The 14,353-nt window shown below is 68.9% G+C and carries 8 protein-coding genes; 3 read left to right on the plus strand and 5 right to left on the minus strand.

From position 1 onward, the window contains the following. Positions 1 to 44 precede the first annotated feature (44 nt). The 3 genes from QGN32_RS09130 to QGN32_RS09140 form a co-directional block, all read right to left on the minus strand. Positions 45 to 1,565, minus strand: coding sequence for an aldehyde dehydrogenase family protein (locus tag QGN32_RS09130; protein ID WP_326548252.1), 1,521 nt, complete (start codon positions 1,563 to 1,565; stop codon positions 45 to 47). A gap of 75 nt (positions 1,566 to 1,640) precedes the next feature. Continuing rightward, positions 1,641 to 2,156 carry a mycothiol transferase gene (locus tag QGN32_RS09135; protein ID WP_326548253.1) on the minus strand — a complete coding sequence of 172 codons (516 nt, stop codon included), beginning with the start codon at positions 2,154 to 2,156 and terminating at the stop codon, positions 1,641 to 1,643. A 15-nt stretch (positions 2,157 to 2,171) separates the two neighbouring features. Beyond that, positions 2,172 to 2,561 carry a VOC family protein gene (locus QGN32_RS09140; RefSeq protein ID WP_326548254.1) on the minus strand — a complete coding sequence of 130 codons (390 nt, stop codon included), beginning with the start codon at positions 2,559 to 2,561 and terminating at the stop codon, positions 2,172 to 2,174. A 22-nt stretch (positions 2,562 to 2,583) separates the two neighbouring features. Between QGN32_RS09140 and QGN32_RS09145 the strand changes: the two genes are divergently transcribed. Both QGN32_RS09145 and QGN32_RS09150 read left to right on the plus strand, forming a co-directional pair. After that, positions 2,584 to 4,308, plus strand: coding sequence for an N-acyl-D-amino-acid deacylase family protein (locus tag QGN32_RS09145; RefSeq protein WP_326548255.1), 1,725 nt, complete (start codon positions 2,584 to 2,586; stop codon positions 4,306 to 4,308). A 95-nt stretch (positions 4,309 to 4,403) separates the two neighbouring features. Further along, positions 4,404 to 4,778: a pyridoxamine 5'-phosphate oxidase family protein gene (locus tag QGN32_RS09150; RefSeq protein WP_326548256.1), complete on the plus strand. Its 375-nt coding sequence runs from the start codon at positions 4,404 to 4,406 to the stop codon at positions 4,776 to 4,778. 59 nt (positions 4,779 to 4,837) lie between these two features. Here QGN32_RS09150 and groL read toward each other — a convergent pair whose 3' ends face one another. Then, entirely contained in the window at positions 4,838 to 6,463 is a 1,626-nt protein-coding gene (gene groL / locus QGN32_RS09155; RefSeq protein ID WP_326548257.1) for a chaperonin GroEL, read from the minus strand. 789 nt (positions 6,464 to 7,252) lie between these two features. Between groL and QGN32_RS09160 the strand changes: the two genes are divergently transcribed. Then, positions 7,253 to 13,402, plus strand: a complete 6,150-nt coding sequence (locus tag QGN32_RS09160) for a beta strand repeat-containing protein (protein ID WP_326548258.1) — start codon at positions 7,253 to 7,255, stop codon at positions 13,400 to 13,402. A gap of 74 nt (positions 13,403 to 13,476) precedes the next feature. Here QGN32_RS09160 and QGN32_RS09165 read toward each other — a convergent pair whose 3' ends face one another. After that, positions 13,477 to 14,235 carry a sulfotransferase gene (locus QGN32_RS09165; protein ID WP_326548259.1) on the minus strand — a complete coding sequence of 253 codons (759 nt, stop codon included), beginning with the start codon at positions 14,233 to 14,235 and terminating at the stop codon, positions 13,477 to 13,479. Positions 14,236 to 14,353 lie beyond the last annotated feature (118 nt).

Here is a 14,353-nt window from a genome sequence, read left to right on the forward strand (position 1 = left end):
GCGTCAGAAACCGTACTCTCGCCGCGATTGGGGAAGACGTTCCGCTACTTGGCGGCCCGCTTCGGCGTGATCAGCGCGAGCTTCGTCATCAGCTTGTTCATCCGCTGCAGCGCCTTGGGCGAATTGTTGTAGTAGTTGCCGCCCGCGCCGACGTTGGTGCGCGGCGCCACCACTGCCTCCTGGCGGCAGTACTTGCGCAACCCGTCCGCCCCGCCGAACCGCGCCCCCAGACCCGACGTCTTCCAACCCCCCATCGGGGCCGTCGTGCACATCAGGTTCGAGATCACGTCGTTGATGTTGACCGCACCGCAATCCAGCTCCACCGCAACATCTTTGGCGCGATCGATGTCTTTGGCGAACACCGCCGCGCTCAACCCGTAGGGGCTGTCGTTGGACAGCCGGATCGCCTCGTCGACGGTCCTCACTTTCATGATGGGCAGAGTCGGGCCGAAGGTCTCCTCGGTCATACACAACATCGAGTGGTCCACGTCGACCAGCACGGTGGGCGGATAGAAGCTGCCCTTTCCGTCGTCCGGGCGCTTCCCGCCGGTCAGCGCCTTCGCGCCCTTGGCGAGCGCATCGTCGACGTGCCGGGCGGTCACCGCGACCTGTGACTCGTCGATCAGCGACCCGAAGTCGTAGCCGTCGCCCGCGCCCATCTTCAGCTTCTCGACGTCGCGTACCACCGCGGCGACGAACTGGTCGTAAACCGGCTCGAGCACGTAGACCCGCTCCACCGACACACACGTCTGCCCCGCGTTGAAGAACGCACCCCACACCGCGGCGTGGGCCGCCAGGTCGATGTCGGCGTCCTCCAGCACGATCATCGGATCCTTGCCGCCGAGTTCGAGGCTGACCGGGGTGAGCCGACGAGCGGCCCGCTCCATCACCTTCGCGCCCGTCGCGCTGGAGCCGGTGAACTGGACGAAGTCGGCGTTGTCGATGACGGCCTCGGAGACTTCGCGGGCGCCCTGCGCCAGTGCCAGCACCTCCGGCGCACCCGAGTCCAGCCAGCCCCGCAGCAGCAGTTCGGCGGTCAGCGGCGTGCGCTCCGACGGCTTGAGCAGCACCGCACAGCCCGCGGCCAGCGCGCCGATGGCGTCCATCAACGCATTGGCCACCGGGTAGTTCCACGGTGCGATGATCCCGACGACCGCGCGGGGCCGATAGTGCACCTCGATCTTCTTGATCGACAGGAACGGCAACGATGCAGGCCTGCGCTCGGGCGCGAGCGCCTTCTCCATGGTCTTGATGTAGTACGAGGCGATCATGATCAGCAGCGGTACTTCCTGCGCCGCGTCGACGGCCGACTTGCCGGTCTCCTTGATCAGCAACGACTCGATCTCGTCGCGATGCTCGCCGAGCCACACTGCGTACCGGGCCAGCACCTTGGCCCGGCCCTTGGCGCCCCGGGCCTCCCACTGCCGCTGCGCCTGGCGCAGGCCGGCCGCGATACGCGGCACGTCGGCGGGATCGGTCCAGCGCACGGTGCCCGCGACGGCTCCGGTTGCGGGGTTGTGGATGGTGCTGGTGTCAGGCAGCTCAACGTCAGACGTCGCAGTCATGACACCATGCTAGCCGTCGCTGTGACGTAGATCGCACCCAGGGTTGACACGTGTCAAGTCGCGGCTGCGACCGGATCACGCGATTCCGCGGATATATGCCGCCTGGCCGAGGTGCTGGGCGCCGTCGTCGATGATGCTCACCAGGCGCACGCTGGCAGTCACCGGTGGATCCCAGTGGCTGTCGACGATGCGGCTCAGCTCGTCGGGCGTCACGGACGCGATGTACGCGAGTGTCGCTTTGTGCACCGCGTGGGCGTACCCAGCGAGCAGGTCCGCCGAGACGCGCACCCGGTCGACTTCGTCGGGGCTGTGCCCGTAGCCCATGTCCTCGCGGGGTAAGTCCAGACCGAACCGGTCGACCCAGCCGTCACGCAGCCAGACCTGCTCCGTGCCCGCGATATCGCTGACCTGGACGTCCTGTTGACGGGCGCTGTGCCAGATCAGCCAGGCGATGCTGTTGGCCGTCGACGTGGGCCGGAAGAACGCGGTCTCGTCGGTCAGCCCGTCGGTGAGGTTCTCGACATGCTCGATGAGTCGCGTGAACGCGTCGCGCAGGACTTCACGGACCACTGCCACGTCTGAGTCGGCCATGACCTCGACCGTACGTCAGCCTTGCGGCCCCGACCCGTGAAAGACCGCCTCGATGTTGTTGGCGTCCGGGTCCCGCACGAAGGCGCCGTAGTACCCAGGGTGGTACTCCGGCCACAGCCGCGGTGCGTGCAGCGGCGCCGCGCCCATCTCGAGCGCCGCGTCGTAGAACGCCTGCACGGCGTCCTCGTTGGCGGCCTGGAACGCGAAGTGCACCTCACGGTTGGGACCCGCCGCGTCGCCTGCGTTCATATCCGCGATCCAGAAGTCGGGTTTACCGTCCCTGCCGTACCCGATGGCGACCCGATAGTCCAGTTGGCGGGTGTAACCGAGCACGCCCAGCACCCTGTCGTAGAACGCCTTCGATCGCTCCCAGTCCGCGCAGTTGATTCCGAAGTGATCGATCACCGGCTCATCGTAGATTCGACGTATGACATATGAACTCGTCATCAGAGGCGGCACCATCGTCGACGGTCTCGGCGGTGAGCCCTACGTCGGCGACGTGGCGGTTTCCGACGGCGTGATCTTGGCGGTAGGCCGGGTGGACGAACCCGGCACGCGGGAGATCGATGCGACCGGACTTCTCGTCACCCCCGGATTCGTCGACCTGCACACCCACTACGACGGTCAGGCCATCTGGTCGGACCGGCTGACCCCGTCGTCGGCGCACGGCGTGACCACGGTGGTGATCGGCAACTGCGGCGTGGGTTTCGCGCCGTGCCGGCCGGACGACCACGACGTGCTTGTCGATGTGATGGCCGGGGTCGAGGACATCCCCGGTGTGGTGATGGTGGACGGGCTGCCCTGGCACTGGGAGACCTTCCCCGAGTTCCTCGACGCGTTGGACGCCGGGCGGCGCGACATCGACGTCGCGGCATTCCTGCCTCACTCGCCGCTGCGGGTGTACGTGATGGGCCGGCGCGGCGTCGACCGTGAACCGGCCGCCGCCGAGGACCTGGCCATGATGCGCAAATTGGCCGCCGAAGCGGTGCAGGCCGGCGCGCTGGGTTTCGCCTCGTCGCGGTTCACGCTGCACAAGACCGAAAGCGGCCGGCCGATCCCGAGTTACGACGCCGACCGCGCCGAGATCGAGGCGATCGCGCGCGGGGTCGACGACGCCGGCGGGGGTCTGATCCAGTTCGTGCCCGACCTGGTGGCCGGGGACTACGAGCCCGTGCTGCGCACGGTGTTCGACGTGGCCGCCGAGGTCGGCCTGCCCGTGACGTTCACGTTGGCGATCGGCAACGCCGGCGAGCCGTTCTTCGTCGATGCGCTGGCGATGGTCGAGAAGGCCAACATCGACGGCGGTGAGATCACCGCGCAGATCTTCCCCCGGCCCATCGGACTGGTGCTCGGCCTCGAGCTGTCCGGCAACCCGTTCCTGATGTACCCGAGCTACCAGGAGCTGGCCGGCCTTGCGCTGGCCGATCGCGTCGCGCAAATGCGCAAACCCGAAGTCCGGCAACGGATTCTGTCGGACCAGCCGGCGGGCGAGGGACACCCGCTGATGTTCGCCGCGCAGGCGTTCGAGTGGATGTTCCCACTGGGCGATCCGCCGAACTACGAGCCACCGCGATCCGAGAGCATCGCCAGCCGTGCCCGTGCTCGCGGTGTCAGCCCGCTCGAGGAGGCATACGACCGGCTGCTCGACGACGACGGCCACGCGATCCTGCTGGTGACGCTGGCCAACTTCCGCGACGGCTCACTCGACACGGTGGCGGAGTTGATCCGCCGCGACGACGTCGTGCTGGGTCTCGGCGACGGCGGCGCGCATTACGGAATGATCTGCGACGCAAGCTTTCCCACGTACATGCTGACGCACTGGTCGCGCGACCGCGCGTCCGGCCGGCTGTCGGTGGCCGAGGCGGTGCGCGAGCTGACGTCGGTGCCGGCCCGGGTGGCCGGACTGGCCGACCGCGGCCGGATCGCGGTCGGATACAAGGCCGACCTGAACGTCATCGACCACGGTGCGCTGCACTTGCGCAAGCCGGTCATCACCTACGATCTGCCCGCGGGCGGGCGCCGCCTGGACCAGGGCGCCGACGGGTACGTCGCGACCGTCGTCTCGGGCGAGATCATCGCCGAGAACGGCACACCCACCGCGGCACGTCCCGGCAGGCTGATCCGCGGCCGTCAACCCGTACCGACGGCATGAAGGCGGCATGACAGGTGCCGAGCGCTCATCGTGGTACGGAATTTCGGGCCGAAACCGTACCTGGTTGAGCGCTCGCGGGAATTTAGGATGGCCCTATGAGCGTGAAAGTGGATCTCGACCGGTTGGCTGACGTGTTAGGCGACTTCGGGTTCGCCTACCTGATCTCCGTCGGCGACGACTATCGCGCGCACACCGTCACCGTCGAACCGGTGTTCGGCGACGGCAGGCTCGACGTCGGCGCGGTCGGCAGCCATACGCGCGAGAACACCACCCGGCACGGCGACGTCACCATCGTCTGGCCTCCCCGCGAGCCGGGCGGCTACTCGCTGATCGTCGACGGCCGTGCGCAGCCGTCGGACGGCTCCTTGTCGATCGAACCGACCCGCGCCGTGCTGCATCGCAAGGCGACGCCGGAGTCGCCGTCGACGAGCCCGGACTGTCTCCACGACTGCGTCCCGCTGAAGAAGTAGCGGAACGAAAAAGCCCGGGGTGCCGAAGCACACCCCGGGCTTTCCCGTAAGGACCAGACTTAGAAGTCCATGCCGCCCATGCCACCGGTCGGGTCGGCCGGGCCGGCGGCCGCTTTCTCCGGCTTGTCGGCGACGACAGCCTCCGTGGTCAGGAACAGCGCCGCGATGGACGCCGCGTTCTGCAGCGCCGAACGCGTCACCTTCACCGGATCGGCAACGCCGGCCTTGAGCAGGTCCTCGTACTCGCCGGTCGCGGCGTTGAGGCCGACGCCCTTCTCCGAGTTGCGGACCTTCTCGGCCACCACGCCGGGCTCCAGGCCACCGTTGAAGGCGATCTGCTTCAGCGGAGCCTCGAGCGCCACGCGGACGATGTTCGCGCCGGTGGCCTCGTCACCCTCCAGCTTCAGATCGTCCAGCGTCGGCGCGGCCTGCAGCAGGGCCACGCCACCACCGGCGACGATGCCCTCCTCGACGGCCGCCTTGGCGTTGCGAACCGCGTCCTCGATGCGGTGCTTGCGCTCCTTGAGTTCGACCTCCGTGGCAGCGCCGGCCTTGATCACCGCAACACCACCGGCCAGCTTGGCCAGGCGCTCCTGCAGCTTCTCGCGGTCGTAGTCGCTGTCGCTGTTCTCGATCTCGGCGCGGATCTGGGCCACGCGCCCGGCGATCGCGTCGGAGTCACCGGCGCCCTCGACGATGGTGGTCTCGTCCTTGGTGACGACCACCTTGCGCGCCTTGCCCAGCAGCGAAACGTCCGCGGTCTCGAGCGAGAGGCCGACCTCTTCGCTGATGACCTGACCACCGGTGAGGATGGCCATGTCCTGCAGCATCGCCTTGCGGCGGTCACCGAAGCCCGGGGCCTTGACGGCGACGGACTTGAAGGTGCCGCGAATCTTGTTGACGACCAGCGTGGACAGCGCCTCGCCCTCGACATCCTCGGCGATGATCAGCAGCGGCTTGCCGGACTGGATGACCTTCTCCAGCAGCGGCAGCAGGTCCTTGACCGTCGACACCTTCGACGACACGAGCAGGATGTACGGATCCTCGAGGACCGCTTCCTGACGCTCGGCGTCGGTGACGAAGTAACCCGAGATGTAGCCCTTGTCGAAGCGCATACCCTCGGTCAGCTCCAGCTGCAGGCCGAAGGTGTTCGACTCCTCGACGGTGATGACACCCTCGTTGCCGACCTTGTCCATGGCCTCGGCGATCAGCTCGCCGATCTGGGTGTCGCCGGCCGAGATCGCGGCGGTGGCAGCGATCTGATCCTTGGTCTCGACCTCCTTGGCGGACTTCAGCAGCGTCTCGGTGATCTTCTCGACGGCCTTCTCGATGCCGCGCTTCAGGCCGAGCGGGTTCGCGCCCGCAGCGACGTTGCGCAGCCCCTCGCGCACCAGCGCCTGGGCCAGCACGGTGGCGGTGGTGGTGCCGTCACCCGCGACGTCGTCGGTCTTCTTGGCGACCTCTTTGACCAGCTCAGCACCGATCTTCTCGTACGGGTCCTCCAGCTCGATCTCCTTGGCGATGGACACGCCATCGTTGGTGATCGTGGGAGCGCCCCACTTCTTCTCCAGGACGACGTTGCGACCCTTGGGGCCCAACGTCACCTTTACCGCGTCGGCGAGGCTGTTCAGGCCCCGCTCGAGGCCGCGGCGGGCCTCTTCGTCATACGCAATTGTCTTGGCCATTGCGAAGTGTTCCTCCGGATTGGGGATGGCACGTCTGCGGTCGGGTGCAGTGCCCGCGACGGACGGCTCGGGTGTGCTCCGCAGATGCGGCCCGTGGCCTCACCGTCCCGACCTAGCACTCACTGGTCGCGAGTGCCAACTGCATTTCTAGCACTCGACTATGGCGAGTGCAAGGTCGTGTGCGACGCGTTCACGCCGCTCGCGGTCGCCTCGGTCAGCCGCTTCGGCATCGGCGGGGTTGACGTGCCGGCACCTACGAATGGCCGGCCCTCCGGTCCCTTTTCCACCGGCGATCTCCGCAGTTTGTTCGAGCCGCCAGGACGGTCAAGCACCACCGGGCAAAATTTAACGGATGGGTAACGCAATGGGACTTCCACACGCCGCGTCCACGGCTCCCGCAACGAGATCGATGATCCGGCGTGGTTCCTGACGCTGTTTGCTCGGGGTGCGCTGCACGAGGCGTACCTCGAAGACCGGCCCGGCTGACCGACGTGACCGAGGCAACCACCGCGACTGGTTTGGCGTGAACACGAGTGCTTTCCGGAGTCAGCTCCACACCACATCGGACCTGACCGACAACGCCGCGATCCAGCTGCTCGACGGCGTGTGGTCATTTCGCTTTGCTCATGCGCATCAGATCTTGAAATGCCGCCATGCGGCGGCAATTTTGTGTAAGGCTTCCGCCGGTGTGTTAGTTTCCCCCCGAAACGGGCGTCGTGGGACCGTCTGGCAAACTCGGTTCCGGTCAAGCGAAAGAGAGATTCTGAGATGTCGGGTCACAGTCAGTTCGTGGGTCGGGTCGGTGCGCTGGCGGTGGCGCTGGGTATCGGCACCGCGTGGGTCGTGGGCTGCCCGGCAGCCCTGGCGACACCGGACGGCACCTCCAACGACTCCAACTCCACGTCGACCGACACCGGCGATAAGAGCGACAACAGCGCCAAGAACGACAACAGCAAGAGCAGCAGCACCAGCAACGCGGGCGACAAACCGCAGCGGCCCAAAGTCACGATCGGTTCCTCGCAGGACACGCGCGAGCGAGTGGGGCAGCGTCTGCGCGATCGCGTCACCGAGGCCAAGAAAACCCTCGATGACGCCACGAGTCGCATCGAACGCAGACCCGCCGGCGCCAACACCGCGGACGACGAACCACAGCGCCCCAAAGTCAAGATCAGCTCGCCGCAGGACGTGCTCGGCGGCGTGGAACAGCGCTTGCGCGACCAGGTCACCGAGGCCAGGTCGAACCTCGAGGACGGCGCGCGCAGCATCGGACTCATACCAGCCGACGACAGCACGACCCCTCTTCCCGAGTCGGAGCCGGTTCAGGATCCCAACCCGCAGACTCCGCCTGATACGTCAAGCATCGAAAAGGTCGACCGGAAGTCAGGAGCCTTGTCGCGCCACGCTGCCGACGTGCCGACCGGCCGCGCAGGGCTCGGCAGCCTGGGCGGGCAGATCGCCGCCGAAGTGCACGAGGCCACCTCGTTGGCGGGAGAACGCCTTCGTACGGCCGGGATCGCCCCGTTACCCTCGCCAACGCTCGACGGCCCACTCACCGGTCAGACGACAGAGCCTGGCCAATCAAGGGTCACCACGTTCGTTCCCCCCAGCCCCGAACCGACACCGACAACCACTGCTGCGCGGATCACTCCGTTCAGCGGACTGCTCTCCGCGATCACCCTGGGCACCGTCCTGACACCCAACGGACCGACGGTCCCGGCCGACATGCCCGGGCTGTGGGCGGTGCTGGCCTGGGCGCGCCGCCAATCCGCGTACTCGTTGGATGGCACGAACCTGGCCGAGAACCGGTTGATCCCCAACCTCCAACCGTCGGCTCTCACCAGCCAACCTCAGGCGCTGAGCCTGGCTCCTGGGGCATTGGTTGACCCGGCGTTCATTGGTCCCGCATCGTTCGACACCGCGGAGATCGTCAACTGGCTGGTGTATCAACCGCTGCACTCTGCGGGCCAGCTCCTGTTGATCGACAACCCGATCGGTGCCTCTATCAGCGGCGCGATCAATTCCATCTCCGGGCAATACCTGATCGGCAACGGCGCCGACGGCACCTTCGACAATCCGGACGGCGGCGATGGCGGGCTCTGGTTCGGCGACGGTGGCGATGGCTACGACGGGGTGGCCGCTGGCGTGGCCGGCGGTGACGGCGGGGATGCCGGCTGGTTCGGCGACGGCGGCGACGGAGGGGCCGGGTGGGCCGGCCTCGACGGCGGCGACGGCGGTGATGGTGGTCGGTTCATGGGCATCGGCGGTCGCGGCGGCGACGGCGGCGCGGCTGCTGCCGGGCTCACCGCCGGCGACGGCGGCGACGGCGGCGATGGCCGCGGCTGGTTCTTGAGCATCGCCGGCGACGGCGGCCGAGGCGGCAACGGCCTCACTGGCGCCACCGGACAAGACGGCGACTGGAATGTGGACTGGGGCAACGGTCTCGGCAACGGCGCGAACGGCGGCATCGGCGGGGCCGGCGGTGACGGCGGTGCCGGCGGCAACGCCACCGGATGGTTCTTCGTCAGTGCCGGCGATGGCGGCGCCGGCGGCGCCCAGGGCGCCGGTGGGACCGGCGGGAAAGGTGCCAACGGCGACGCCGCGCTTGGCCAGTACGACGGCGGTGACGGCGGTAAGGGTGGAACCTCCGGCGGCAGCGCGGGTAACGGCGGTGCGGCCGGGACAGGCAGCGGGCTCTTCGGCTTCCTCGTGCGCGATGGTGTCGCCGGCGCGAACGGCGCCGTCAACAGCGTCGCCGGTGAGGGCGGACGCGGCGGGGACGGAGTCGGCGGCGGCACCAACCTGGCTGCCGGTAAGGGCGGTCGAGGCGGAGACGGCGGCGACGGTCCGATCGCCGGCAAAGGCGGCGCCGGCGGAACCGGCGGCGACGGCGAAGGTCTCATTGTCCTTGCTGATTCCACGGTTCCCCAGGCCGGCGGTGCCGGCGGCACCGGCGGCACGGGCGGCACGACCAGCCTCGTTGGCGGCGTGAACGGTGACGGCGGCGCAGGTGGTTCCGGTGGAACCGGCGTGAGCGTCGGCACCGGTGCCACGGGAGGACTTGGTGGAGCCGGCGGCGCCGGCGCGGCGGGCACGACCAGCGGACCCGGCCAAGGTGGCGGTGGCGGCGGTGGCGGCGGCGGTGCCGTCGTTCAGGGCGTGAACACCGGGATCGCCAGCGGCACGGCCATCGGTGGTCGTGGCGGCAAGGGCGGCGACGGCACGACGGTTGCCGCCGGCGGCCGAGGCGGCACCGGCGGGGCCGCCATCATCTGGAGCGACGGCGCTGGATCCACCGCGGCGGGTGACGCGACCGGCGGCGCCGGCGGTAACTCGGTGGGTACCGGTACCGGCGGCGCCGGTGGGACCGGTGGCATTCAGGCAATCGGTCTCAGCAGTAACGCCGGCGGTAGCGGTGTTGGCGGCGCCGGCGGCGAGGGCCGCGATGGCGGTATCGGTGGTGCAGGCGGCGAAGGCATAACCAACGCTGGTCCGGGTGGTGTCGCCGACGGAGATAGCACCGGCGGTGAAGGCGGCGACGGCACCGGGGCCGGCAGTGTCGGCGGCGCCGGGGGCGACGCCTGGGTGCAGGCCGGTTACACCGGTGGTCCCGCAGGCGGTCTTGCCACCGGTACGGCAAGAGGCGGCGAGGGTGGCGATGCCTCCAACGGTGGTACCGCTGGTGCCGGCGCGTACGGCCTGGTGTTCGCAGTCGGATTGACGGGTGTCGCTGATGGTGACGCCGTCGGCGGTGCGGGTGGTGACGCCAGTGCTGCGGGAGCTAGCGGTGGTGCCGGTGGTTCGGCACAGGTGACCGGGTTCAACGGCAAGACGACGTCGGGTACGGCGACCGGCGGCGCCGGCGGCGACGGTAACGGCGGCGACGGCGGCAAGGGCGAACAGGGCTGGGTCGGTGTCTACGACTACACCGGACCTGCCGGGAGCACGGTCACCAATGGCAAGGCCACCGGTGGTGCCGGCGGCGACGGTGGCTACAACGACAACGCCGTTGTCGGCGGCACGGGTGGTGCCGGCGGTCAGGCACTGGTCGGCGCCGATCGCGGCGGTGTCGTCAACGGTGCCACGGCGACCGGTGCTGCCGGTGGCGACGGCGGCAACGGTTCGGCCGCCGGGCCCGGCGGCAACGGCGGTGCCGGCGGGTACGGCGAAATCTGGGCCGGAGGCGCCAACAGCAAGGCCGATGGCACCGCGACCGGTGGTCTCGGCGGCGACGCGGTCGGCACGGGTACGGGCGGTGCCGGCGGTAAAGGCTACGTCCTGGCCCAGGACGGCGGACACGCGTCGGCGACCGGTGACGGCGCAGTCGGCGGCGCCGGTGGCGAAGGCAGCAACGGCGGGATAGGCGGCGCCGGCGGACAGGGCACTGTTCGGGCGACGGCCGTCAACGCCACGGCCAGTGGCACCGGCCGCGGTGGTGCCGGCGGTATCGGCAGCAATGATGGAATCGGTGGCGCAGGCGCTGGGGGTTGGATTATTGCGGATCGGACAGGCAGCACGGCCACGGGCACAGGTATTGGTGGTGCCGGCGGATCCGCCGATGGCGCCGGCAGTACCGGCGGTAACGGTGGCAGCGGCTATATCCAGACCGGTTACTACGCCGGCCTCGGCGACAACAGCAGCGCCAGCGGGTACGCCCTCGGCGGCGCCGGCGGCGCCGCGACCACGGGCGGCCACGGCGGTATCGGCGGCTTTGCCAGCGTGCTCGCCACCGGGAACGACTCGACCGCCGTGGGCTTCGCCTATGGCGGTGCCGGCGGTGCCGGTCACCAGGGGGGCACAGGCGGTGGAACCGGCGGCGCGTCGCAGCGCGCGCAGATCGTGGCAAAGGGCAACGGCTCCACAGCCGAAGGCACCGCCACTGCCGGTGCTGGCGGCAGCGGTACCGGTACCGGTGTTACAGGTGGCGCTGGCGGTGACGCCCTCGTCGCTGCCGGGCAAGCATCCGGTGCTGCTGGTGTCAACAGCGTCGCCGAGGGCGAAGCGATGGGTGGCCAGGGCGCAGATAGTCAGGGCAACGTCGATGGCGGCAACGGCGGTTGGGCCAGAATCACGGCCCGGGGTAACGGAGATGAGATCACCGGCAGCGTCGCAGAAGGTGGTGACGGTGTCGCCGGGTTCAACGGCAACAACGCGCAACTCAACACCAGCCTCGGCACGATCACCAACAGCTCCGCGATCGCCGGCACCAACACCGACGGGGCTGTCGGTGGCGGCGCCAGCATCAGCGTCACCGGCGGTTCGGCCGGTGCCGTCAGCGACACCCATGTCACCGGCGGCGATGCCGGGACCGGCAAGGCCGGTGGGAACGCCTCGGCGACCGTCACCGGCGGCGCGTCCATCTCCGACAGTTCCGCGAATGGTGGGAACGGCTCTGACACCGCTGTTGGCGGCAATGCGACTCTCACGGCATCCGGCGCCGGCAGCAGCATCACCGACGCCATCGCGACCGGCGGTAACGCCGGCTTCGGCGATGACGACGGCGGTGTCGGCGGTCAGGGTGGTATCGCCACGATCACGGCCAGCAACGGTGGCCATGTCGTGGGCGCCGATGCCGATACCCCGACCGTCGCGAAAGGCGGCGACGGTGGTACCGGCGTCAACGGCGGAACGGGTGGCGCCGGCGGTGCGGGCACAGTCTCGGCTACCGCCAGCGGTGCGGTGGCCAGCGGAGCGGCCACCGGCGGTGCCGGCGGGGCGGGCAGCAACGGTGGTACCGGTGGTGCCGGCGCTGGAGGCGGGGTCTCCGCTCTGCGGACCGGTAGCAAGGCCCGCGGCACCGGTATCGGTGGTGCGGGCGGCTACGCCGACGGCGCCAACAGCATCGGCGGCGGCGGTGCCAGCGGCTCGGTCCAGACCGGCTTCGGGGCCTACAGCGCCACCAACAGCACCGCCGAGGGATACGCGAAGGGCGGCGCGGGCGGCGGCGCGACCGGCGGCGGCAAAGGTGGTGTTGGCGGTCAGGGCGCCATGCTCACCGGCGCCGATAATTCGGCGGTCTCGGGTAGCAGCTTCGGCGGTGCCGGTGGTACCGGCATCAACGGCGGCACCGGCGGTGCCGGATGGACGGGGCAGGTGGTCACCCTGGGCAACGGTGCGCGAGCCAACGGCATCGCCACGGGCGGCGACGGCGGCGACGGCATCAATGCCGGCAATACGGGCGGCCTTGGCAGGCCCGGTGCGGTCTACGCGAACGCAGCAAACACCATCGCCGACCGTGTCACCGCTACCGGTGGCGACGGCGGGATCGGCCAGAGCGGCGTCGCCGGGCGCAACGGTGGCGAGGGCGTTATCCGGCTCAACGGTGTCGGCGACATCGTGACCGACAGCCATGCCACCGCCGGTAACGGCTTCACCGGTGCCAGTGGCCAGGGAAACAACGGGAACATCACCACCAATGGCGGCACGGTGACCAACAGCAGCGCGACCGCGGGTGCCAACGCCGACGGCGCTGCCGGCGGCGGCGCCACCATCAACGCCGCCGGGGGAAGTTCGGTTTCCGACGTCGAGGTCACCGGTGGCAATGCCGGAAGCGGTGGCACCGGTGGCGGCGCGACCGTGACGGTCAGCACCGGAGGCCAGGTCAACGGAAGCGAGGTGCAAGGCGGCGACGGTAGCAACACCGCCAACGGTGGCCAGGCCAGGATCACTGCCGACAACGGCACCGTGACCGGCAGCGACGCCTTCGGCGGCAACGCCGGCACCGGGTTCTCCGGCGGCAAGGGCGGTGCCGGCGGTGCTGGCACAATCACGGCCGGCAACGGCCACACGGTCACCGACAGCTCGGCCACCGGCGGCAACGGAGGATCCGGGACTGGGCCCGGCATCACCGGTGGCAACGGCGGCGCAGCCCCGATCTCGGCTACTTCTGCCGATGTCGCCAACCAGAATCTCGTGGGTGCGCAAGGACAGGACAAGCCCTGACCGTATTCCTGCGGACGGAGAAGACCCCGCACACCAGGATGTGCGGGGTCTTCACTTAATCCGGTCCGGTCCGCTCACACGACCTGCAGGCCGTCAGAGACCTTGCCCTTATCACGCCAGAACGCGTCGTTGACAAAGCGATTGAAAAGATCCGGCGGCAGCACGGTTTCGCGCGGTTCGGCTTTCACCTCAGCTCGCACAGTGTGCAGACCCGGTGTTCCGGCCCGTTCGTCGAACTCGGTGACGTCGTAGTCGACGTGGCTGAAGTCGTGCTCGAAAACCGGCTCACCGATGAAGGCGTAGATGGCTCGCATGACCTTCGCCGGCTCAGCAGCCAAAGTTTCGTACTGCACCAGCAGCAGGCGGTCGCGCTGGGCACCGTAGCACGCCTGTTTGAGGGCATCGTAGGGACCGCCGACCATGCCGTCCTGCGCGGCGACGTCGTTGGCCCTCGTGTAGACGGTGCCGCCCGGGCTGTAATTGAAGATCGACGACGGGCTGAACACGTTGCGCTGGACCAACCGTTCAATGCTGTCGATCACCCACGGCAACTCGCGCACGCAGGCAACGACTTTCGCATCCGGAAACAGCTGCGCAATCGCCGGCATCCGGGCACACCAAGCACGGTTGGTGTCGAAGACGACCTCGGCGGTGCAGTCGGCGTAGAAACTGTCAAAGAGCCCATGCAGGATGCGCTGGCGTTTGGCGTCGTCGAGGAACACCGAAAACTCGTTGCGGGCGCTCATCTGGGCGAGCAGGGCGTCGAACAGACCGGCCAACGGGCCCGACATCCCGGCCTGAAAGCGCGGGTTCTGTCGCAGCAGGGCCGCCAACAGCGTCGACCCTGATCGCGGTAGGCCAGAGATGAAATGCAGCGCCGTCACGCGTATGTCCTCCCGTTCTGCGCGCGCAACAACGACCGCGGCAGGATTTTCGATACAACGAAAACAG

This window comes from Mycolicibacterium sp. ND9-15, from assembly GCF_035918395.1.
Taxonomy (GTDB): Bacteria; Actinomycetota; Actinomycetes; order Mycobacteriales; family Mycobacteriaceae; genus Mycobacterium.

Bases quoted from the DNA above. Each gene is read 5' to 3' on its own strand.
- QGN32_RS09130 (WP_326548252.1), bottom strand. From the start codon at position 1,565: ATGACTGCGACGTCTGACGTTGAGCTGCCTGACACCAGCACCATCCAC.
- QGN32_RS09135 (WP_326548253.1), bottom strand. From the start codon at position 2,156: ATGGCCGACTCAGACGTGGCAGTGGTCCGTGAAGTCCTGCGCGACGCG.
- QGN32_RS09145 (WP_326548255.1), top strand. From the start codon at position 2,584: ATGACATATGAACTCGTCATCAGAGGCGGCACCATCGTCGACGGTCTC.
- QGN32_RS09150 (WP_326548256.1), top strand. From the start codon at position 4,404: ATGAGCGTGAAAGTGGATCTCGACCGGTTGGCTGACGTGTTAGGCGAC.
- groL (WP_326548257.1), bottom strand. From the start codon at position 6,463: ATGGCCAAGACAATTGCGTATGACGAAGAGGCCCGCCGCGGCCTCGAG.